The 22,937-nt window shown below is 49.5% G+C and carries 19 protein-coding genes and 1 riboswitch; of the genes, 1 reads left to right on the top strand and 18 read right to left on the bottom strand.

Features of this window, described 5'->3' with window-relative positions:
• Positions 1-42: 42 nt before the first annotated feature.
• On the bottom strand, positions 43-918 hold the full coding sequence (locus tag ICW23_RS03470) for a YicC/YloC family endoribonuclease (RefSeq protein ID WP_029575206.1): 876 nt from the start codon (positions 916-918) through the stop codon (positions 43-45).
• Positions 919-999: 81 nt separating this feature from the next.
• The gene (locus ICW23_RS03465; RefSeq protein WP_016936168.1) at positions 1,000-3,672 is read right to left on the bottom strand and encodes a calcium-translocating P-type ATPase, SERCA-type; all 2,673 of its coding nucleotides are present in this window, start codon (positions 3,670-3,672) and stop codon (positions 1,000-1,002) included.
• Between the two features lie 119 nt (positions 3,673-3,791).
• On the opposite strand from ICW23_RS03465, the gene ICW23_RS03460 reads away from it, so the two are divergent.
• A complete protein-coding gene (locus ICW23_RS03460) occupies positions 3,792-5,498 on the top strand; it encodes an Rqc2 family fibronectin-binding protein (protein ID WP_029575207.1) in 1,707 nt (568 codons plus the stop codon).
• Between the two features lie 324 nt (positions 5,499-5,822).
• Here ICW23_RS03460 and ICW23_RS03455 read toward each other — a convergent pair whose 3' ends face one another.
• The 16 genes from ICW23_RS03455 to pyrP form a co-directional block, all read right to left on the bottom strand.
• On the bottom strand, positions 5,823-6,311 hold the full coding sequence (locus tag ICW23_RS03455; RefSeq protein WP_099744253.1) for a precorrin-2 dehydrogenase/sirohydrochlorin ferrochelatase family protein: 489 nt from the start codon (positions 6,309-6,311) through the stop codon (positions 5,823-5,825).
• Complete coding sequence (locus ICW23_RS03450; RefSeq protein ID WP_016936172.1) at positions 6,292-7,077, bottom strand: sirohydrochlorin chelatase; 786 nt, start codon at positions 7,075-7,077, stop codon at positions 6,292-6,294. Before ICW23_RS03450 ends, ICW23_RS03455 begins: the two co-directional genes overlap by 20 nt.
• A complete protein-coding gene (cobA, locus tag ICW23_RS03445; protein ID WP_016936173.1) occupies positions 7,078-7,851 on the bottom strand; it encodes a uroporphyrinogen-III C-methyltransferase in 774 nt (257 codons plus the stop codon).
• 124 nt (positions 7,852-7,975) lie between these two features.
• On the bottom strand, positions 7,976-8,569 hold the full coding sequence (cysC, locus tag ICW23_RS03440; RefSeq protein ID WP_016936174.1) for an adenylyl-sulfate kinase: 594 nt from the start codon (positions 8,567-8,569) through the stop codon (positions 7,976-7,978).
• Positions 8,570-8,582: 13 nt separating this feature from the next.
• The gene (gene sat / locus ICW23_RS03435) at positions 8,583-9,731 is read right to left on the bottom strand and encodes a sulfate adenylyltransferase (RefSeq protein WP_016936175.1); all 1,149 of its coding nucleotides are present in this window, start codon (positions 9,729-9,731) and stop codon (positions 8,583-8,585) included.
• 47 nt (positions 9,732-9,778) lie between these two features.
• A complete protein-coding gene (locus tag ICW23_RS03430) occupies positions 9,779-10,843 on the bottom strand; it encodes a sulfate permease (protein ID WP_016936176.1) in 1,065 nt (354 codons plus the stop codon).
• A 12-nt stretch (positions 10,844-10,855) separates the two neighbouring features.
• Entirely contained in the window at positions 10,856-11,557 is a 702-nt protein-coding gene (locus ICW23_RS03425) for a phosphoadenylyl-sulfate reductase (protein WP_016936177.1), read from the bottom strand.
• A 126-nt stretch (positions 11,558-11,683) separates the two neighbouring features.
• Positions 11,684-11,788, bottom strand: a riboswitch (SAM riboswitch).
• Positions 11,789-11,889: 101 nt separating this feature from the next.
• Positions 11,890-12,522: an orotate phosphoribosyltransferase gene (gene pyrE / locus ICW23_RS03420; protein ID WP_045926097.1), complete on the bottom strand. Its 633-nt coding sequence runs from the start codon at positions 12,520-12,522 to the stop codon at positions 11,890-11,892.
• Positions 12,519-13,238, bottom strand: a complete 720-nt coding sequence (gene pyrF / locus ICW23_RS03415; protein ID WP_188154034.1) for an orotidine-5'-phosphate decarboxylase — start codon at positions 13,236-13,238, stop codon at positions 12,519-12,521. Before pyrF ends, pyrE begins: the two co-directional genes overlap by 4 nt.
• Positions 13,207-14,142, bottom strand: a complete 936-nt coding sequence (locus ICW23_RS03410; RefSeq protein WP_188154033.1) for a dihydroorotate dehydrogenase — start codon at positions 14,140-14,142, stop codon at positions 13,207-13,209. Before ICW23_RS03410 ends, pyrF begins: the two co-directional genes overlap by 32 nt.
• A complete protein-coding gene (locus ICW23_RS03405) occupies positions 14,142-14,912 on the bottom strand; it encodes a dihydroorotate dehydrogenase electron transfer subunit (RefSeq protein ID WP_188154032.1) in 771 nt (256 codons plus the stop codon). The genes ICW23_RS03410 and ICW23_RS03405 overlap by 1 nt, the downstream gene beginning before the upstream one ends.
• The gene (gene carB / locus ICW23_RS03400) at positions 14,909-18,124 is read right to left on the bottom strand and encodes a carbamoyl-phosphate synthase (glutamine-hydrolyzing) large subunit (RefSeq protein ID WP_016936183.1); all 3,216 of its coding nucleotides are present in this window, start codon (positions 18,122-18,124) and stop codon (positions 14,909-14,911) included. Before carB ends, ICW23_RS03405 begins: the two co-directional genes overlap by 4 nt.
• The gene (locus tag ICW23_RS03395) at positions 18,109-19,203 is read right to left on the bottom strand and encodes a carbamoyl phosphate synthase small subunit (RefSeq protein ID WP_016936184.1); all 1,095 of its coding nucleotides are present in this window, start codon (positions 19,201-19,203) and stop codon (positions 18,109-18,111) included. The genes carB and ICW23_RS03395 overlap by 16 nt, the downstream gene beginning before the upstream one ends.
• Complete coding sequence (locus ICW23_RS03390; protein ID WP_016936185.1) at positions 19,200-20,486, bottom strand: dihydroorotase; 1,287 nt, start codon at positions 20,484-20,486, stop codon at positions 19,200-19,202. The genes ICW23_RS03395 and ICW23_RS03390 overlap by 4 nt, the downstream gene beginning before the upstream one ends.
• Complete coding sequence (locus ICW23_RS03385; protein WP_045926091.1) at positions 20,470-21,384, bottom strand: aspartate carbamoyltransferase catalytic subunit; 915 nt, start codon at positions 21,382-21,384, stop codon at positions 20,470-20,472. Before ICW23_RS03385 ends, ICW23_RS03390 begins: the two co-directional genes overlap by 17 nt.
• Before the next feature lie 141 nt (positions 21,385-21,525).
• Positions 21,526-22,836 carry a uracil permease PyrP gene (gene pyrP, locus ICW23_RS03380; RefSeq protein ID WP_095240745.1) on the bottom strand — a complete coding sequence of 437 codons (1,311 nt, stop codon included), beginning with the start codon at positions 22,834-22,836 and terminating at the stop codon, positions 21,526-21,528.
• Between the last annotated feature and the right edge of the window lie 101 nt (positions 22,837-22,937).

Genomic DNA, 22,937 nt, shown 5'->3' with positions numbered 1-22,937 from the left:
GTGTAACCTGAAGAGACCGTCTGTAAACAATACGCACAGTCGCTATTCTATATTTTGCACTTGTTCCTTCAATTTTTCAATAGAACTTTTCATTTCCACGACAAGCTTTGTGATTTGATGATCATTGGCTTTTGAGCCGATCGTGTTCGCTTCGCGGTTAAGTTCCTGAACGAGGAAATCAAGTTTGCGGCCGACTGCACCGCCTTCTTTTAATATATCACGGAATTGAACAAAATGGCTCTTTAATCTGGTAATTTCTTCCGTTATATCAGAACGGTCGGCGAAAATGGCGCATTCCGTGATCAGCCTGCTTTCGTCAATCGCGTCCTCCGTCCATTCCTTCATTCGGGCGTAAAGACGCTCGCGGTAATGGGTAACAACGGCCGAAGCGCGGTCTTTCACCCGTTCGGACAGCGTCTCAAGCCGCTCAATGTGCAGAAAGCAGTCTTCCGCCAAAAGCCGGCCTTCTTTTTCCCTCATGTCACAAAGTTCCTTTACCGCCAGCTCAGCAGCCTCCCTGATGACTTCTTCAAGCTTGTCATCACGCATCTGCTCTTCATGAATCTGTGCAATGTGTTCAAAAGCAAAGAAATCCATTGCGTCGGGTTCAGCGGCCAGGCTGTAGCGATCTTTCATGACGCGGGCGGCGCTCACATATTCATCAAGGAGCTCCCAATCGATTTTCAGGCTTCTTTTTATGAGCGCGTCACTGTTTACAGTAAGAAACAGTTCTACTCTTCCGCGCTGTATATGCTGCAATATGATTTGTTTCAGCTTATCCTCTACATATAGCAAAGGCCTTGGCAGACGGGCGGTCACTTCTTTGAACCGGTAATTGACGGATTTCAACTCAACGGTTGCCGAAAGATCGCCTTTTGTGCTGCTTGCGCTGCCGAAGCCTGTCATACTCCGTATCATATGAAACACCCAATTCTTTCCCATTATCAAAATAAAAGGGCAATAGACATGCTATTACCCCTAAGATTATATCATATGGAATTATTTTTTTCTTGTCAAAAGTGAACCCGCCAGCAAAAAAGTAGGTATGCCCGACATGCCGAGAATCAGCATCCAATCGCCCGGCGTAATCGGCACAGTTTTGAAAATAGGCTGCAGCGGCGGATAATAGATGACGATGGCCATCAGGAAAACAGAAGAAACGATGGCGCCGAGCAGATAGACATTTTCAAACGGATTACGGGAGAAAACAGACGTTTCGCTCCGGCAGTCAAATACGTGTATAAGCTGAGCCAGAACAAGAGTCGCGAATGCGACGGTCTGTGCATACGGGAGATTTTCAGGATTGCGGTGATACACGACGATAAACGCTAAAATGGTTGCGGCTCCGATTAAAAATCCTCTTGAGACGACTTTCCAGCCCAGTTTTCTAGCAAATACCCCTTCTTTCTGATGCCGCGGCTTCCGCCTCATCAGGTCATCTTCCGGCTGATCCATACCGAGCGCCATAGCCGGCAGCCCGTCAGTGACTAAGTTCACCCACAATATCTGAATCGGAACGAGCGGCAGCGGCAGAGCGAGAAGCATCGCAAACAGCATGACTAAAATCTCACCGACGTTGGAGGCGAGTAAATACCGGACGAATTTTCTTATATTTTCATAGATATTTCTCCCCTCTTTTATGGCTGATTTAATCGTAGCGAAGTTATCATCTACCAGAATGAGAGAGGACGCTTCTTTTGCCACATCCGTTCCCGTCACGCCCATGGCAACGCCGATATCAGCCTGCTTTATGGCCGGGGCGTCATTTACTCCGTCTCCTGTCATGGCGACGACGTGTCCGTTTTCCTGAAACGCTTTGACGATTTTCAATTTATGTTCAGGTGATACGCGTGCGAATACGTAAATATCATCGACCGTCTCCGTAAGCTCTTTTTCAGAAAGCTTATTCAGCGTTTTTCCGTCCATCACACGCCCTTTTTTCGGAAGAAGCCGCAAATCTTTCGCGATCGCCTTTGCCGTTTCGACGTGATCACCGGTAATCATCACCGTTTTAATGCCCGCTTCACGGCATTCTTTAATGGCCTGTCTGACCTCCGGACGAGGCGGATCAATCATGCCGGACAGGCCGAGTATCGTCAGGTTCTTTTCCGCCTGCTCCATTGTCGGCTTTTCACCCGGATTTAACGGTTTATAAGCAATCGCGATCGTCCGGAGGGCTTGCGACGCCAGTTCTTTCAAGACCGCTTCTGCCTCAGCTTTCTTTTCTTCTGAAAACGGCGCACTTCTGCCGCCGTGCATCATATGTGACGAGCGTTCAATCAGCACATCAGGCGCTCCTTTGGTGATGACGAACCGCTTTTTTTCCTTATCTTCGGCGATGACGGTCATCATTTTGCGGACGGAGTCAAACGGAAACTCGGCAACAACCCGGTATTGTTCACTGAGCCAGTCGTTTGAATAGCCGCCTTTTCTCGCGGCCGTCAGCAGCGCTCCTTCTGTCGGATCGCCGTCAAGCACATAATGACCGTCTTTCAGTTCTATTTCGGACGTATTGCATAATGCGCCGAAAACCAGCATCTGTTCAAGCATCTTCTCATCTTTCGGCTTGATTTCCCGCTCATCACGTGTAAAAACTCCCGCCGGCTCATAGCCGATACCTGACACTTTAAATGTTTTTCCCCCTGACCACATATGGGTGACGGTCATTTTGTTTTGTGTCAGCGTGCCGGTTTTATCAGAACAAATGACAGAGGCGCAGCCCAATGTTTCAACTGCCGGGAGCTTTCTGACAATTGATTTTTGTTTGATCATGCGCTGAACGCCGATTGATAATGCCACCGTAACAATGGCGGGAAGCCCTTCCGGAATCGCGGCGACGGCCAATGACACCCCGGCCAAAAACATGCTGTAAAGCTCATGTCCCTGTAAGACGCCGACTGCAACGACCAATACCGTCAAAAGCAGCGCGACGATAATCAAGATTTTGCCGAGCTCTTCAAGTCTTCGCTGCAGCGGTGTTGAAAGGTTGCCGGCGGATTCCAGCATATCGGCGATTTTCCCCATTGCCGTATTCATTCCTGTACCGACGACGACGCCGACACCGCTGCCGCGCGTTACGATCGTCCCCATAAACGCCATATTGTTGATATCGCCTAAAGAAACATCCGGCTTTCTCAGCTTATCAGCTTGTTTGACAACCGGGATCGATTCCCCGGTCAGCGCCGATTCTTCGATTTCAAGGCTCTTCGCTTCAACGATCCGGACATCAGCGCCGATCCGGTCGCCGCTTGAAAATTTCACGATATCGCCGGGAACGAGCTCCTTGGACTGAATTTTCTTCCAGCTCCCGTCCCGCAATGCTGACACATACGGCGTTGACAGCTCTTTTAATGCATGTAAAGACTTCTCCGCCCGTCTCTCCTGAAAAAAACCGAGCACCCCATTGACAAATACAATCGCCATAATCGCCACGGCATCTACATATTCGCCTAAAAACCCGGAAATTAAGGTTGCCACAAGCAGCACGAGCACCATAAAATCTTTAAATTGGGCGAAAAACACGACGATCGCCGGTGTCCTCTTACCCTCCTGAAGCTCGTTCGGTCCGTGCTTTTCAAGGCGTTTTTTCACCTCTTTTTCGGTCAATCCCTGTTTAATGGACGTATTTGTTGCTTTCAGCAAATCGGTTTGACCCATTTCATGAAACTTCATTCTTCTCGTCCACTCCCCTGCCTCGCTTTAGAGATGTCACTCTGTAAACAAGCTTATTCTGACTCGTCCCTTTTCATGCTATAATTATCGAATGCAGGAAGAAGGAAAGGGTGTTTTATATGTCTTTTGATGGCATGTTTACATACGGAATGACACATGAATTAAACAGCCGGATCGCCGGAGGCCGGATTACGAGAGTCCACCAGCCTTTTAAGCACGATGTGATATTCCATATCCGCGCTAACGGAAAAAACCATAAATTATTATTATCGGCGCATCCGAGCTATTCACGGGTGCACGTGACAAACCAGGCCTATGAAAATCCGAGCGAGCCCCCGATGTTTTGTATGCTGCTCAGAAAGCATATAGAAGGCGGCTTTATTGAGAAAATAGAACAGGCCGGATTAGACCGGATTATGATATTCCGCATAAAAAGCAGAAATGAAATCGGCGACGAAACCGTCAGAACACTGTATGTTGAAATTATGGGGCGCCACAGCAATATTATTCTCACTGACGGAGAAGGTGCCATCATTGACGGACTGAAGCATTTATCTCCGTCGATGAACAGCTACCGGACCGTTCTGCCGGGCTATGATTACAAACTCCCTCCCGCTCAGGAAAAAATTTCGCCGCTTGCTGCGGATGAAGAGGACATTTTGCGTCATCTCAGTTTTCAGGAAGGGCGGCTTGACCAGCAGATCGTCAGACATTTCTCCGGGGTTTCTCCGCTGTTTGCAAAAGAGGCCGTTCACAGAGCGGGCCTCGCTAACAAAATAACGCTGCCGAAGACGCTGACAGAGATGTTCCGCAGCGTGAAGGACTGCAGGTTTACACCGAATATCACGACAGCAGGCGGAAAGGAATACTTTTATCTCCTGTCTCTCACGCATGTAAACGGAGAAGAGCGAACCTTTCAATCACTGAGTGAACTGTTAGACCGGTTTTATTTCGGAAAAGCAGAGCGCGACCGCGTTAAACAGCAGGCCCAGGATCTTGAGCGGTTTGTCGCAAATGAACGGAAAAAGAACGCCAACAAGATTAAAAAACTGGAAAAGACGCTGGACTACTCAGAGAACGCGAAAGAATTCCAGCTATATGGCGAGCTGCTGACGGCGAATTTGTATATGCTGAAAAAAGGCGACAAAGAAGCGAACGTCATCAATTACTATGATGAAGAGAGTCCGACGGTGACCATCCCTTTAAATCCGAACAAAACACCGTCCGAAAACGCGCAGATGTATTTTACAAAATATCAAAAAGCGAAGAATTCCGTTGAGGTTGTAAAAGAACAGATCCGCCTGGCCGAGGAGGAAATCGCTTATTTCGATCAGCTGATCCAGCAGCTTTCCTCCGCTTCCACAAAGGATATTCACGAAATAAGGGAGGAGCTTGTCGAAGGCAAATATCTGCGTCCGAAACAGCAAAGAGGACAGAAAAAACAGAAACAGCACGTTCCTGTTTTAGAGCAATATGAATCTTCGCAGGGATTGACGATCCTTGTCGGCAAAAATAATAAACAAAATGAGTACTTAACGACAAAAGCCGCCGCAAGGGATGATGTATGGTTCCACACGAAAGACATTCCGGGTTCCCACGTTGTGATTAAAAGCAGCGATCCGGATGAACAATCCATATTGGAAGCAGCTGCAATTGCCGCTTATTTTTCCAAGGCGAAAGATTCCGGCTCCGTACCGGTTGATTATACAAAAATCAGACATGTGAAAAAGCCAAACGGCGCAAAGCCCGGCTTCGTCACCTATGACAGCCAGCATACCGTATTTGTCACACCTGATGCCGATCTTGTCATACGGCTGAAAAAATAAACGCACCATCAAGCTGATACCGCACTCAGCTTGGTGGTGTTTTTTTATTACCTCATTTCTGAACATAAATGGAGACAGGCCCTCCAGCCGTCAGAACAGATCTTTACAGGATGTGAACGGTTTCCTGTCATGTCTGCCTTCTCTGATCGGCTTGTTCCTTTGTATGCGGGCGGCGGTGACTCCCGTGTCAGCGTTCACATAAGCAAATTCTGAACGAAACAGCCCGCTTCCTTTTTTTGAATCATTTTCCCTCGTCTCGAAAGCAGCAAGGCAATCAGGAAAGCATAAAAAATACCCTGCCTGATGACAGACAAGGTATAGTTTTTATCGTCTTCTTCTTTTCTCAAACAATCGATCCACTTCTTCAGCTAAATCATCAGTAATCAAGGGCTCAATATTTTCAGCCAGTCTTTTCGTATGTACCGGGCTTGCACCGCTTGTTGATACTGATACTTCAATGCGTCCTTTGCGGATGATCTTCGGCATATATACTGTGCCCTGTTCAGCGTTGCTTACACAGTTGACCAGCTGCGTTTCAGAAGCGCTTGCGGCTATCTTCTGATTCACGCCTCGGTCATTTGTCGCGGCAATAATGAAAAAAGCGGGCGTGAGATCCTTCATTTCAATTTTCCGGGCAATCCAACGGATGCGTCCTTCATCCGCAAGCTGTTTAATTTCAGGCAGGACATCGGGACTGATTACAGTAATATCCGCGCCTTCCGGAAGCACTGTTTTCAGCCTTCTTAAGGCAACATTGCCCCCGCCCGCGATGACAATTCTTTTTCCGCTGAGATTAATGTGAAGAGGCAGCATACTGTCCCCCCTTAAAATCAAACTGCCCGCCGGGGTTTCGAACAGCCTCTGTCACACGGTTCAAAAACGCCTGCTTAATATGCGGGTGAAAACCTAAGTATGAAGCGAGATGCACATTTCGATTGACCGTCTGAAGCTTTTGGACTTCCCGTTGAATTTCAGTCATTAAAAGCCCTGTAAACAGAAGATACGGGACGATAAAAACGGGTGCTCCGCCATCTTCTTCAAGGCCTGCAAACACTTCTTTATAGTGGGGATCACAGGCTGTTAAAAAACAAGGGATGACTTCTTTAACAGGTGTGATCGCCTCAAGTTTTCCGGCAATCTCACTGACGGCATTTTTAACCGCCGGATCTGTGCTTCCTCTGCCGATCAGCACCACTTTCGCCTGCTCAATCGGCACTCCGGTGTCCTCAATGCGATGATGCACCGCTTTGACGACTTCATCATCCACTCCGATCGGGACACCGTATGTTACTTTTATATCGGGATGCCGGGCCGCTGCACGGGCGATTTCAGCCGGAATGTCATGCTTTGCGTGGGCAGCGGTCAAGAGCAGCAGCGGCACAGCTGCAATATGAGTGGCGCCTTGTTTGACACATGCTTCAAAGCCCGCTTCAATAGACGGTTCCTGCAGTTCTAAAAAACAGATTTCCTGAATGGGAGCGTCAGCGTGCGGCATGCACCCTTTTAAAAACGCCGCCGATTCTGCCTGCGCTTTTTTCAGCCGGCTTCCGTGCCCGATGTATAAAATCGCCTGCTTCATTTACAACGCCTCGCTCAGATCCGGATTTTTCAGTTCAGATTCAAACCAGTCCAGCTTGCAGTGATAATTAACGACATCACCGATGACGATTAAGCTCGGATTTTTGATTTCTTCTTTTATCACTGTGTCTGAAAGTGTGCTGACGGTGCAGACGACTGTTTTTTGCCTGTCCGTCGTTCCCCAATGAATAAAGGCCGCCGGAGTGCCGCCGTCTCTGCCGTTTTCCAGCAGCATTCTTTCAATCTGCCGGATATTTTTAATCCCCATATAAATCACCAGCGTATCAATGCCCGTCGCCAGTGCTTTCCATTTTTCTTCAAAGTCGTCTTCTTGTTTATAATGCCCTGTAACAAATGCGACATTGGAGCTCGCCTCCCTGTGCGTCACGGGAATGCCGGCGTAAGCAGCTGCCGCGATTCCCGATGTAATGCCGGGAACGATCTCAAACGGAATGGCGTTTTGCGCGAGAGCCTCCGCTTCTTCGCCCCCGCGGCCGAAAACAAACGGGTCGCCCCCCTTGAGCCTGACCACGGTTTTTCCCTTTTTCGCATACTTCACAAGGAAACGGTTGATCGTATCCTGCTTCATAATATGAAAATCTGGGAGTTTTCCGCAGTAAATCAGATCCGCTTCTTCTCTTGCATACTGTAAAATCTCTTTATTTACCAATCTGTCATATAGTATAACGTCCGCTTTCTGTATGGCTTTCATTGCCTTGACCGTTAATAAGTCCGGATCTCCCGGACCGGCTCCAACGATAAATACTTTCCCCATAGCATGTCTCCCCGATCCGTTTTGACATCTTCACAGAACAGCCGCGAGGCCGCACCTCAGCTATTTTACCATATCCCGCCATTAGGGAGGATATCCGGCTGATTGCGCGGCCTTTTCGGACTTATTATGCTAAGCTGTTTTTCACAAAATCAATCAGTCTGCCGGTGCATTCTTCGCGTTCATATTTTCCTGAATCAAGTACGAGCTCAGGCGCATTCGGCTCTTCATACGGTGAGTCGATTCCCGTAAAGAACGGAATTTCGCCGTTTCTGGCTTTTTTATACAAACCTTTCGGATCGCGCTTTTCACATATATCGAGGTCGCATTTCACATAGATTTCATTAAATTCGCCTTCTTCCACGAGCTCCCTCACCTGATCTCTGTCCTCACGGAACGGAGAAATAAAGGCCGTAATGACGATGGTGCCCTGCTGAACGAAAAGCTTTGCCACTTCCCCGATTCGGCGTATATTTTCCTTGCGGTCATCATCAGAAAATCCTAAGTCCTTGTTTAAGCCGTGACGGATGTTATCTCCATCAAGCACAATGACTTGATAGCCCTGTTCAAACAGCTCGCGGGCTGCGGCGTTTGCAATCGTAGATTTCCCTGAACCGCTTAAACCCGTCAGCCAGAGGATAGAGCTTTTATGCTTGTTTTTCTGCTGGTATTCTTCTTTCGTTATTGAGGCTTCATGCCATACGATATCACGATTTGTCACTCTTTTTTCCTCCTTAAGAAACGCCTGCTTCTTCTTTCGTTTTCAGCCCTTTAATCAGCACATCGACAACTTCAGGACGGCTGAATTCCGCCGGCGGCATGACGCCGCTTCGCAGCATTTCTCTGACCTTTGTTCCCGACAGAATGACGTGGTCTTCTCTGTCATGCGGACATGTTTTGGCCGTTCCCATGTTGCCGCATTTTTGGCAGAAGAAGCTGTGCTCGAATTTCATCGGTGTAATCCCGAGCTCATCCGCTGTAAATTGATCAAACAGCTCTTGCGCTTCGTATGTGCCGTAGTAATCACCGACGCCGGCATGATCGCGGCCGACGATAAAATGCGTGCATCCGTAGTTTTTGCGGACAAGCGCGTGGAAAATGGCTTCTCTCGGTCCCGCGTACCGCATTGCCGCCAAAAATACGCCGAGGAAAACGCGGTCTTTCGGATAATAATGATCGAGCAGCACCTGATAGCTTTCCATTCTGACATCCGCCGGAATGTCATCTGATTTTGTTTCACCGACGAGCGGGTTCAAAAACAGGCCGTCAACCGTCTCAAGCGCGGTTTTCTGGATATATTCGTGAGCGCGGTGAACCGGATTTCTCGTTTGGAAACCGACGATGGTTTTCCAGCCTTTTTCTTCAAAGCTTCGTCTCGTTTCAGCAGGTTCAAATGTAAACTCAGGAAACTGCTTTGACGCTTTTTTAATTAATGTGATCGGCCCGCCGACATACGTATCGCCGCGTGAAAATAGTTTTTTCACTCCTGGATGAGCGTCATCATCGGTTTTATATACGTGAACGGCTTCTTTTTGTTTATCCGGCGTATAAATATCTTCGATGTCCACTGCGCCGTATGTTTCTCCGCCGTAAGTCAGTTTTACGGTGTCTCCGACAGCAAGCTCAGCCGCTTTTTCTGAATCGACCGGAAGTGTAATCGGCAAAGACCAGACGGCCCCGGATGCCAGACGCATATTTTCAACGACTGACACGTAATCTTTTTCTGTGAAAAATCCTTCAATCGGGCTGTAGGCACCGATTCCGATCAGCTCTAAATCAGCAAACGAAATCAAATCCAGCTCAATTTCTTTTTGGACGGATGTAAGATCATACTGCTCATTCACCCGATTAACTAATGTTCCTCCGTGCGGTGCTAGACTCATAGTACATTTTCCTCCCAGTTAACAGATAAATAAACTCAGATTAATAGTTAAATGCCCCCGCCTTGTTCATGGACAGAGCGCTTCTCTTTTCGGATGGCTTTCATCAGACTGGCGGCTCCGCCAGCTGCCAAAAGCACGCTGGCCATCATAAAGATGGAATAGTAATCTCCTTTTAACAGCAGAGAGACAAGCAGATACGAAATCGACAGTGACAAAAACGGTGAAACGACCCATACTTTGAGCATCGTTTTCACGACTTCTTTATGAAAAACGTTCGGCCCGTTTTTGGCCATTCCGATACCGATGATTGATGATGATGTCACCTGCGCCAAAGGAACCGGCAGACCGAACACGGAACTGATAATGACAAGCCCGGCCCCGGTTCCGGAAAGCAGTATGCCTTCGCCGGCGGAAAATCTCGTAATCTTTTTCCCGTTGGTTTCAAGCACTCTGCGTCCTAAAAGCAGAGCGCCGAGAGCAACAAAGATGCCTCCGTACAGCGTCCCTTTGGACACGCTGAGCACGCCGGCGGCAACTAAAGGCCCTACCGCATTTGCGACGTTGTTCATTCCGGCTGAAAAAGCTTCCCAAAACCCCGCAATAAGCAGGACAATCCCCAAAACCTTCTGTTTCCGGCTCGAAATGACTCGAATATTCAGAGAACTGGATACCTTCGATACGAGAAACGTGAAACAGAACGCGACAAACGGAACGAGCACCCAAAAAATCACGATGACCAAAAGATGCTGCAGAAACAATACTTTGTACGCGACTCCGACCCCGACAATCGCCCCGACGGTGACCTCGCTCGTCGACAGCGGAATGCCGAGCACATTCGCCGTGAATAACGATAACGCCGCAGCTCCGATAATAATGCAGACAATGGTGAGCGTAATGGTCTGTTCGGGAATGATTCCGCCGCTGATCGTCTTAACGACTTCTCCGCCGCCGATAACCGCCCCTGACAGGACGCCAGCCGCGCAGATGATCAGCGCATACGTTTTCTTTTTAACGGCGCCGGACCCGTAAGCGACTCCCATTGAAGCCGCGGCTCCGCTGGCTCCGATATTCATGGCGAAAAACAGGCAGAATAAAATAGCGGCTAATTCCATTGTGCAGCTCCTTTATTCATGCAGTCCGCATTCTGTTTTCGCCATTCCGTTCCATCTGCCGCTCCGCAAGTCTTCTGCGGTAAACGCAGGTGAAGTGCACGGTTCACAGCCGATGCTCGGATAGCCCTGATCATGAAGAATGTTGTAATCCAGCTCATGCTTGGATGTATATCTCCAGATGTCTTTCCACGTCCAGTGGATCAGCGGGCATACTTTAATGGAATGAAACTTATCGTCTTTATTCAGGAAATTCGTATTCGCCCGGCTCGGCCCTTGATCGCGTCGGAGGCCGGACAGCCATGCCGGACGCCCGGCAAGCGCTTCTCTTAACGGCAGAATTTTTCTGATGAAGCAGCACTGGTTCGGTTCTCTTTCCCACAGTTTATCTCCATGAGCCTCGGCCTGTTCCTCAAGAGTAAGGCTGGGCTTTTTCAGGATGATGTTCAGTCCCGGGTAACGTTCTTTCACTTTTTCGATCGTTTCATATGTTTCTTTAAAGTGAAGTCCTGTATCGAGAAACACGATTTCCGCGTCTTTTTTCACTTTAGAAATTAAATCGATCAGGACGATTCCCTCAATCCCGAAGCTGCACGCGTAAACAAGCTGGTCTCCGTAGTGGCCGTATGCCCATTTTAAAACGGACAGCGCGCCTTTATAGGAATCGTCTTCCGGAAATGTAATCGCCGGTTCCTCCCATGTGTCATACGTTAGCATTTTTTCTTTCCTCCTCCCGGAGACAATCAAACAGCTGTTGTTTTCTGCCGGTTGTCTTATCCCTCAATCTTTTTTCATATAAAAAACTTTCAATCCAGCGGAATGAAAGACAGTGACCCGTTATAGCCCTTATCTTCAAAATGCTGTGCATTTTTCTGGATGCGGCACCTTGCATGATACGCAGGTTGCCGGGCGTCATCGGTCCAGTCCCTCAGCCGCTCTTGATAAGCTTTTTAGATTTGTACTAAATTTTAGCACAATTCTAACAGAAGTCAACCCGAGTTTTTTGATAGGAATAATAAAACAGGCCCTGAGGCCTGTTTTTATTGTCATTATTTTTTAAACCAATCTTTTGACTCGGGATTCTGTTTCCATGATCTCAGTTTCTCAATGTCATCTGAATGTATCGTTCCGTTTTCAAGCGCTACTTCAATCAGCGTGTCATAATCTGTTAACGAGTAGTACGGCAGACCCGCTTTTTTAAAGGCTTCTCTTGCTTTCGGCAGTCCGTATGTAAAAATTGAAAGGACGCCGAGAACTTCCGCGCCCTCTCTTTGAAGGGCCGCCGCAGCTTCAAGCACGCTGCCACCGGTAGAAATCAAGTCTTCAATCACGACTGTTTTTTGTCCTTTTTTAACGGCGCCTTCAATTTGATTTCCTTTGCCGTGCGCTTTCGGTTTGCTTCTGACGTAGCACATCGGAGCGCCTGTACGGTCTGCGAGAAGCGCAGCATGCGGAATGCCTGCCGTTGCAGTGCCCGCGATCATCTCCGCCTCGGGGAAATGCTCTTTCAGCAGTCTGCCGAGCCCGTCCGCCACATCATTTCTCACTTTTGGATACGACAATGTCAGACGGTTGTCACAATAGATCGGCGATAAAATGCCGCTCGCCCACGTAAACGGCTCATTCGGGCGTAAAAAGACAGCTTCAATGTGTAATAGATGTTTTGCGATAGCCTGTTTCATCGGCGAACGCCCTCCCATTCCAGTTTAATGGCTTCATATGCTTTAACGGGGTTTTCCGCTTTTGTAATTGAACGGCCCACGACAATGGCAGACGAACCGTTTTCTTTCGCAAATGACGGAGTCGCCGTCCGGACTTGATCATCAGCGGCGTCATTGGCCGTGCGGATGCCCGGCGTGACTGTCAGAAATGACGGCCGGACCGCTTCATAAATGGCTTTTGTTTCATGAACCGAACATACCACGCCGTCCAGCCCGCACTCTTCAGCCATTTTGCCGTAATGCACAACCGTTTCTGACAGCGGCTTTTGCAGCAGAAGCTCTTCCTTCGCCATCTGCTCTGAAGTGCTCGTCAGCTGGGTGACTGCGATTAATGACGGGCGTTTTTTGCCTGCCGGGGTGCCTTCTTCAAGCCCCTCAAGAGCTGCGCGCATCATGCGTCCGCCCCCTGCGGCATGTACATTGACGAGATCAACGCCGAGGCCCGCAAGCCGCTTCATCGCTTTATTGACTGTAGTCGGAATATCATGAAGCTTCAAATCTAAAAATATATCACAGTTCCGTTCTTTTAATTGATGAATGATGGCGGGTCCTTCCTGATAAAAAAGTTCCATCCCCGTTTTGACAAACAGCTTTTCCTTTTCAAACAAATCTAGAAACGCTAAAGTTTCTTCTCCTGATGCAAAATCAAGCGCGATGATGGGCAGGTTGTTTTGCATGTTTCCAGCTCCTTCCGATGCATTCACTTACAGATTGATAACCGTATTGGCGCAGCACATGAGGGAGCTGTTCAATGATTTCCGGGCAGACGAACGGATTGACGAAGTTGGCCGTCCCGACGGCAACCGCACTCGCTCCGGCGAGAAGAAATTCTAATGCATCTTCTGAGGTCTGGACGCCGCCCATCCCGATAATCGGAATTTCAACGGCCTGGCTGACTTCGTATACCATCCGGATGGCGACCGGTTTGATTGCCGGGCCTGACAGTCCGCCCGTTTTATTTGCTAAAATCGGCCGTCCCGTCTTAAGATCGAGCCTCATTCCGACAAGTGTATTAATCATCGTCAGCCCGTCAGCACCGGCCGCTTCAATCGCTTTCGCAATTTCGGTTATGTTTGCGACATTAGGAGAAAGCTTCACATACACAGGCACTGAGGAAACTTCTTTCACCGCTTTTGTCAGATCGGCCGCCATGACGGGATCAGTTCCAAAAGCAATACCGCCCGTTTTGACATTCGGACACGAGATGTTCAGCTCAAGCGCATGCACATTCGGCGCTTGGCTGATGCGTTCGGCCACTTCTTTATAGTCTTCCACCTGAGAACCCGCGACGTTTGCGATAATCGGCGTGTCAAACTGTTCGAGCCAAGGCAGCTCATGATTGAGCACATGCTCCAGACCGGGATTTTGCAGTCCGATGGCATTCAGCATTCCCGCGCTTGTCTCCGCCACTCTCGGTGTCGGATTTCCGAAGCGCGCTTCGTTCGTGGTGGCTTTAATCATGATGCCTCCGAGGCATGATAAATCGTAAAATCCGGCATATTCCTTCCCGAAACCGAAACATCCGGAAGCGGGGATGATCGGGTTTTTCAATTGGAGACCCGGCAGATTCACCTCTAACATTACAGCGCCACCTCCTCAGCTTTAAATACCGGCCCGTCAAGGCAGACTTTTACATACGACGTATCGCTTTCGCCCGTACGGCACACGCAGGCGAAGCAAGCCCCTATTCCGCAGCCCATCCGCTCTTCCATCGAAAGGTAAACCTCTTTATGGCCGTACTGCTGCTTCAGCGCTTTCAGCATCGGTGTCGGCCCGCAGCTGAGCAGGACATCGAATTCGAGCTGCTTTTCGCGGATGACATCGGTGACAAATCCTTTTTCTCCATATGTTCCGTCAGCAGTCGCCACGTAGGTATCTCCGTACGCGAGACATTCCTGTTCGTAAAACACATCCTTTGCTGATTGAAACCCAAGCACGTGAATAACGTTTACACCTTTTTCCGTCAGTCGCTTTGACAGTTCCTGCAAAGGCGGAACCCCGACTCCGCCTCCGACTAACAGCGCGGTTTTGCCGGGTTCTATCCGCCGGACGGGGAATCCGTTGCCGAGAGGGCCGAGAACGTCTATCCTGCCGCCCTCTTTTTTCTCAGACAAAAGACGCGTCCCCTCACCGTCAGCTCTGTAGATAACGGATACTTCATCCGCGGCGAAATTGACGTCCGCAATGCTGAGCGGCCTTCTTAATAGCGGCGTGACCGCGTCACTTACCTTCAGATGAAGAAATTGTCCCGGCTCGGTAAAGTGCCGGACAACCTCTCCTTTCAGCACCATCTTATAAATCCGGTCGGCAATTTCTGAGTTGGATTGAACAGTCAAGTGCGCTTTCTTCATACCGTAACGGCCGCCTTTTGATTGGTTTCAGATGCAGGCATATGATCCGCCCGGAATGTCATGCTTTCCAACACCCGCAAAATGGCTTCGGCCGTATCTAAAGATGTCAGGCAGGCGACTCCGTTCTCAACGGATTCACGGCGGATTCTGAAGCCGTCTCTGGCCGGCTGTTTTCCTTTTGTCAGCGTATTGATGACAAATTGCGCTTCTCCGTTTCTGATGACGTCGATGAGATTCTTCCCTTCTTCGCCGATTTTCCCGACAACCTGAGCCGGAATCTGAGCGTCTTTCAAATAAGCGGCCGTTCCTTCCGTCGCCATGATGTTATAGCCGATAGCATGGAACCGCTTCGCGATCAGAAGTCCTTCTTCTTTATCTTTATCAGCAACGGTCAACAGCACCGAGCCGTAATTCGGAATTTGAATGCCAGAGGCAATCAGTGCTTTATAGAGCGCTTTTTCAAGAGTTGAATCTTTGCCCATGACCTCTCCCGTCGACTTCATTTCAGGCCCTAATGTAATATCCACTCTTCTCAGCTTCGCGAATGAGAAGACAGGCGCTTTCACATATACCCCCTGCTGTTCAGGCTGCAGTCCCTCTTGATAGCCGAAATCAGCAAGCTTTTGGCCGAGAATGACCTTTGTCGCCAGATTCGCCATCGGAATTTTTGTGATTTTGCTTAAGAACGGCACGGTTCTGCTTGACCGCGGATTTACTTCAAGCACATACACTTCACCTTGCGACAGGACGAATTGGATGTTCAGCAAACCGACGATGTTGAGGCCTTTTGCCAAGGCTACAGTGTATTGTTCGATTTTTTTCTTAATGTCTCCGCTTAAAGACTGAGGCGGATAGACGGCGATTGAATCCCCTGAATGGACGCCGGCCCGCTCGATATGCTCCATAATTCCCGGGATGACGACTGTTTCGCCGTCAGATACGGCGTCGACTTCGATTTCTTTCCCCGTCAGATAACGGTCGATTAACACCGGATGCTGCGGGTTGATTTTGACCGCATTTTTCATATAGTGAAGCAGCTCTTCTTCGTGATAGACGATCTCCATCGCCCGGCCGCCGAGCACATATGAAGGGCGGACAAGTACCGGATAGCCGATGGATGCGGCAATTTTGACCGCTTCATTCACCGACACAGCTGTTTTTCCGAGCGGCTGCGGCACGTTCAGCGCCTCAAGCGCCTGCTCGAACTTATCCCGGTCTTCCGCACGGTCTAAATCCTCAAGTGATGTGCCGAGGATCTTGACGCCGCGGGCGCTCAATTCTTCCGCAAGATTGATCGCCGTCTGGCCGCCGAATTGGACGACGACGCCTTCCGGCTGTTCCAAATCAATGATATGCATGACATCTTCAACCGTCAGCGGTTCAAAATACAGCTTGTCTGAGATGCTGAAATCAGTTGACACTGTCTCAGGGTTGTTGTTGATAATAATCGCTTCATAGCCTGCCTGCTTGATCGCCCAGACAGAGTGAACGGTCGCATAGTCAAATTCGACGCCCTGTCCGATGCGGATTGGGCCGGAGCCGAGGACGACGACGCTTTTTCTTGATGTCACTTCTGATTCATTTTCTTCCTCATATGTGCTGTAGAAGTACGGGGTTTCTGATTCGAATTCCGCCGCGCACGTATCCACCATTTTATATACAGGCTTGATGGCTGCTTCTTTTCTCATTTGGTACAGCTCTTGTTCCGGCATATTCCATTCCCGGCTGATGTATTTGTCGGAGAAACCGAGTTCCTTCGCTGTCTGCAGGACGGTGAGGCTGCCTTTTTCCGCTTTCAGCTTGGTTTCAAAAGCGACCAGCTTACAGAGCTTGTGCAAAAAGAAGACGTCAATTGCGGAAAACTCATGAAGCTGTTCGACTGTGTAGCCTCTTCTGAACGCTTCTGCAAGGTAAAACAGCCGTTCATCTCCGGCCTTTCTGATCCGTTTTTCCAAAAGTCCGTCAGAAATCTCTTCCGCATCCTTCAATTCCAGGTGATAGACATCGGCTTCCAATGAGCGGACTGCCTTTAACAGCGATTCTTCAAGGGTGCGTCCGATAGCCATGACCTCTCCGGTGGCTTTCATCTGCGTTCCGAGTCTGCGGTTTGCCGATTCAAATTTATCAAACGGCCAGCGCGGGATTTTTGACACGACATAGTCAAGCGCGGGCTCAAAAGCCGCATATGTTTTTCCCGTTACGGGATTCATCATTTCATCAAGAGAAAGCCCGACTGCGATTTTCGCCGCAAGCTTTGCGATCGGGTAACCCGTCGCTTTTGAGGCGAGTGCTGATGAGCGGCTCACCCGCGGATTCACTTCGATAATGTAATATTGGAAGCTGTCGGGATCGAGCGCGAGCTGAACATTACAGCCGCCTTCTATGCCGAGCGCGCGGATCAGCTTTAATGAAACATTGCGCAAAAGCTGGTATTCCCGGTCGCTCAGCGTCTGGCTCGGAGCAACGACGATGCTGTCGCCCGTATGGATGCCGACCGGGTCGATATTTTCCATATTGCAGACGACGATCGCATGATCTCTGCTGTCTCTCATGACTTCATATTCGATCTCTTTGTAGCCGGCGATACTTTTTTCCAATAGGCATTGATGGACGGGGCTTAGTTTTAATCCGTTTTCGACGATCTCTTTCAGCTCCGCTTCATTCGAGCAGATGCCTCCTCCCGTTCCGCCTAAAGTGTAAGCAGGGCGCACGATAACCGGAAACCCGATCCGGCCGACAAATTCCTCGGCTTCCTGCAAAGTGCGGATGATCTCGCTTTCCGGCACCGGTTCATTCAGCTCATTCATCAACGTACGGAATAAATCGCGATCTTCCGCCTGCTGGATGGCGGACAGTTTTGTGCCGAGCACTTCCACTCCGCATTCCTCGAGAACCCCGAGTTCAGACAGCTCGACGGCAAGATTCAGTCCGGTCTGCCCTCCGAGGGTCGGCAGGATGGCATCCGGCCGTTCTTTTCTGATGATACGTGTGAGAAATTCCGTCGTCAGCGGTTCGATGTATACCCGATCTGCCATTTCCGTATCCGTCATAATGGTTGCCGGATTTGAATTAACGAGAATGACTTCATAACCTTCTTCCTTTAAAGCGAGACACGCCTGCGTGCCCGCATAATCAAATTCCGCCGCCTGCCCGATAATAATCGGGCCTGATCCGATCACTAAAATCTTTTTAATATCTACGCGTTTTGGCATACCGCTTCCCCTTCTTTCTCAGTTGTTTCGATCAAGTCAATGAATCTGTCAAATAAATGATTGGCATCTTCCGGCCCCGGTGAAGCTTCGGGGTGGTATTGAACCGTAAATGCCGGCAATGTTTTATGCTTGAGGCCTTCGATCGTTTGGTCATTGATCGCAATATGCGTCACTTCAAGCTCCGTCTCATCTATAGAAGAAACTGTATATCCGTGGTTTTGAGCGGTTAAAGCGACTTTCCCTGTCGCAAGCTCTTTAACCGGATGGTTGGAGCCTCTATGTCCGAATTTCATTTTTTCCGTATCTGCTCCTGATGCCAGCGCAAATAATTGATGGCCGAGACAGATTCCGAATAACGGCACCTTCCCGAGTATGCCTTTTATCATCTCAATCGCTTCCGGCACATCTTTCGGATCTCCGGGTCCGTTAGAAAGCATGATGCCGTCCGGCTTCAGTTGGAGCACTTCTTCCGCCGTTACATTGTACGGCACAACGATGACATCACATTTTCGTTTGTTTAATTCTCTTAAAATGCCGTGCTTCATGCCGAAATCAACGAGTACGATGCGTTTGCCGCGGCCCGGACTCGGATAAGCCGTTTTCGCCGATACTTGAGCGACTTGATTTCTCGGCAGTTCCGTTTCTTTCAGACGTGCCAGAACCGCTTCGACATCCTCCTCGCAAGATGCAAATGTTCCTTTTAATGCACCGGCCGTGCGGATCATTCTTGTGAGCTTTCGCGTGTCAATCCCTTGTAAGCCGGGGATATTTTTCATTTTTAAATACTCGTCAAGCGTGTAAGCAGATCTCCAGTTGGAAGGCAGCTCGCACAGTTCTTTTACGATCAGCCCTTTTACAAAAGGAGTGATGGATTCAAAGTCATCTCTGTTAATCCCATAGTTGCCGATCAGAGGATACGTCAGCGTCACGATCTGCCCGCAGTAGGAAGGGTCTGATAAAATTTCCTGATAACCGGTCATTCCCGTGTTGAATACGACTTCACCCGCGGTATGCTCCAGGCTCCCGAATGCTTCACCCTCAAATACCGCTCCATTTTCCAGCACTAGTCTTCTTTTCATTTGACGAGTCTCCCTTCTTCATATGCAAGCTTACCGGCAGCCATCGTTGCAACAGGCCAGCCGAAGCACTTCATCTTGTTGAATGGCGTATTTTTTCCTTTAGATAAAAATGTATCTTTGTCAATGGCCGCTTCTTTTTCCAGATCAATCAGGGTGATGTCAGCCGGTGCGCCCGGTGCAAGCGTTCCATACGGAAGACCGAACGCCTCGCAAGGTTTTGTTGTCATGAAATCAACCAGCTGCTTCAGCGTCCACGTCCCGTTTTTCACAAAATGTGTGTACAGAAGCGGAAAGGCTGTTTCTAAACCGACGATACCGAAAGGCGCAAGCTTCATGTCCGTGTTTTTCTCTTCTTCTGTATGCGGCGCATGGTCTGTGGCGATGAAATCAATCGTTCCGTCTAAAAGCCCTTCGATCAGCGCCGCTCTGTCCTCTTTGCTGCGAAGCGGCGGATTCATTTTAAAATTGGTATCAAGCCCCGGGATATCTTCGTCACAAAGCAGCAGGTGGTGCGGCGACACTTCGGCTGTCACGCGGATTCCCGCTTTTTTTGCGTCTCTTACGGTTCTGACGGATTCTTTCGTGCTGATATGACACACGTGGTAATGGCAGCCCGCCGCTTCCGCCAGAAGCACGTCACGGGCGATATGTACCGCTTCACAAATGGAAGGTATGCCGTTCAGGCCGTTCGCTTTGGAAAACGATCCTTCATGCACGCTTCCGCCGTAAATAAGTGAGTTATCCTCACAATGAGCGACAATCGCTTTATTTATTGAAGCCGCCCGTTTCATGGCTTCATACATCATTCCGGCCGTCTGAACGCCGACACCGTCATCGGTGAAGGCGAACGCGCCCGCTTCATGAAGCGCCTTAAAATCTGTCATTTCTTGGCCGGTTTGTCTGATCGTAATGGATGCGTAAGGAAGAACCCTGACAGATGAGGTTTCTTTGATCCGGTTTTGCAGCCATTCCATCTGCTCTTTCGTATCCGGCACGGGCCTTGTATTCGGCATGGCGGCGACTGTGGTAAAACCGCCGCGCGCCGCAGCTTTAGAGCCAGTTTCAATGGTTTCTTTTTTCTCACCGCCCGGTTCTCTGAAGTGCACATGAAGGTCCACGAGTCCCGGTGAGACGAACAGTCCGTCAGCATCAATCACCGTTTCTCCGTCTTGTGCGGTCAGAATGCCGGTTTCCGCAATGATTTCTCCTGTTACCCGGATATCCTGTTTCACTTTTTCTCCCTGTTCATTTAACATCCAGCCATTTTTAATGAGATAAGACATAAGCCGCTTCTCCCCTTTTCGCATTGGTTTGCAGTGCTCTTTTTAAGACTGCCATTCTGATATACACACCATTTTCCATTTGTTTGAAAATTCTTGATTTTTCGCATTCTACTAATGTTGTGTCAATTTCGACTCCTCTGTTCACCGGTGCGGGATGCATGATAATGGCATGCCGCTTCATGCTTTCCGCCCGCTTTGCGGTCAGCCCGTATGCTTCCAGGTAGCCTTTTTGGTCGGCTTCTGTCTGATGCCTTTCATTTTGAATGCGGAGCAGCATGACGACATCTGAAGCTTGTATGGCTTCATCCGTCTGTACACAGGTGCCGAAGGCGTTTTTCTCATCCTGCCATTGCGGCGGCCCTGAAAACAGCACGCGTGCGCCGAGCCTTGTCAGCACCTCGGCATTTGACCTTGCCACCCTGCTGTGTTTGATATCACCATGAATAGAAACCGTCAGGCCCTGAAAGGTCTCAAATTCCTCTTGAATCGTCATTAAATCGAGCAATGACTGAGTCGGATGCTGGCCGCAGCCGTCGCCTGCGTTTAAGATCGGAATATTGACTCTATCTATCAGATCTTTGTAATATTCATCCGTGCTGTGCCTGATGACGCAGGCGTCCGCTCCGATTGATTCCAGTGTTCTGACCGTGTCGTATAAGGACTCGCCTTTTTGAACGCTTGTGCTCGTGCCGTCTAAGCTGAGCACGTTCATTCCGAGTTTCTTTTCCGCCACTTCAAAGCTGAACCGCGTTCTCGTGCTCGGTTCAAAAAACAGATTCGCAACGAATTTTCCCGCGAGATCAGGGCGGACTGTACCCTCTTTTATCGCTTTTGCCTCACGCAGCAGTTCTGTAATTTCAGCCGCGCTCAGTTCAGACATCGCCGTTAAATGATTCATGTTTTTTCTCCTCCGTTTCCGCTTGAAGGCCGTAAAAAACACCCCGGTCTATAGACTCGGGGTGCGGTTAAAGAGAGAAGCGGCGTACAGCTTCTTCCCGTTATAACCCTTCCAAGCCTCTCTGGACTTTCTTTAAAAGGTTTACATATGATTTTGTTTTTCCGTTACGTCCGTGTCTTCGTCATTTGTGTGCGGCAGGACAAGGTTCAGAATGACTCCGACGATTGCCGCAAGCGCCATGCCGGATATTTGAAACCCGCCTTTTGATACTTGAATGAACGCACCGCCGACGCCGATCACGAGGATGACGGATGTGATAATTAAATTTCGCTTGTTTTCATAATCAATGTTGTTGTCAATCAGCATTCTCAAGCCGCTGGAGGCGATGATTCCGAAGAGCAGGAAGGAAACGCCTCCCATAACCGCTGACGGAACAGAGCTGATCAGCGCCGAAACTTTGCCGATAAATCCGAAGCACAGCGCAATCACGCCGGCGCCGCCGATGACAAAGACGCTGAACACTCTTGTAATTGCCAGTACTCCGATGTTCTCGCCGTATGTCGTCGTCGGCGGGCCGCCGATTAACGAAGCGATGATCGTCGCAACACTGTCCCCCATTATGGAGCGGTGCAGTCCCGGCTTTTTAATGAAATCCTGCCCGACAACTTTACTCAGCACCATTTGATGGCCGATATGTTCTGACATCGTCACGAAAGCGACCGGCACCATCGCAGCCGCAATGCCCAACGTCACTGACGGCGTATAGTCTTTGAAAGGGATGATAAATTCAGGAACGGCGAACCATTTTGCATCAATGACCGGCTGGAAATTGACGATGCCCTGCGTCAGTGCAAACAGATAGCCGCCTATAATGCCGATCAATACCGGAATCAGGCTTAAAAATCCCCGTAAAAAGATGGCGCAGATAATGGTGATGGCCAAAGTGACGCCGGCTACACTGAAATGTTTCAGGCTGTAGACGAGTTCCTTCGCATTCGGATCGGCATACATTGCCATATTGACGGCTGTACTCGCCAATCCGAGGCCGATGACGATGATGACCGGTCCGACGACCACCGGCGGCAGCAGCTTCATCAGCCACCCCGTTCCAAGCTGCCTGATGAGCAGTGCGATCAGGCCGTACACAATTCCCGCCAGGAAGGCGCCGACCATGGCAGCCCCCGGCCCTCCCGCCGCTTTCACCAAGATAATCGGTGAAATAAAAGCGAATGATGAGCCGAGATAAGCGGGAATCCGGCCTTTTGTCACCAAGAGATAGGCGAGTGTCCCGATTCCGCTCGTGACAAGCGCCACTGCCGGGCTCATTCCGACCAGTTTCGGCACGAGTATGGTTGAGCCGAACATGGCGAATAAATGCTGCAGGCTGAATGACAGCCAGGACAATGGATTGGGGACGTCCCTGACTCCCAGGTTTACTTTTTTCTTACTCATGGCGTTTTCCTCCCGGTTGACTTTCAAATGGTATAAAAAAACCTCTTTGCTTACGCAAAGAGGCATACAAAACCCGGCCGCGTCGATCCGCCCGGCTTTGT

This window comes from Bacillus sp. 1021 (assembly GCF_014534735.1).
Lineage (GTDB): Bacteria > Bacillota > Bacilli > Bacillales > Bacillaceae > Bacillus > Bacillus siamensis.
The sequence above is the reverse complement of the archived record's forward strand: the minus strand, read 5'-3'. Positions and strand labels throughout refer to the sequence as shown.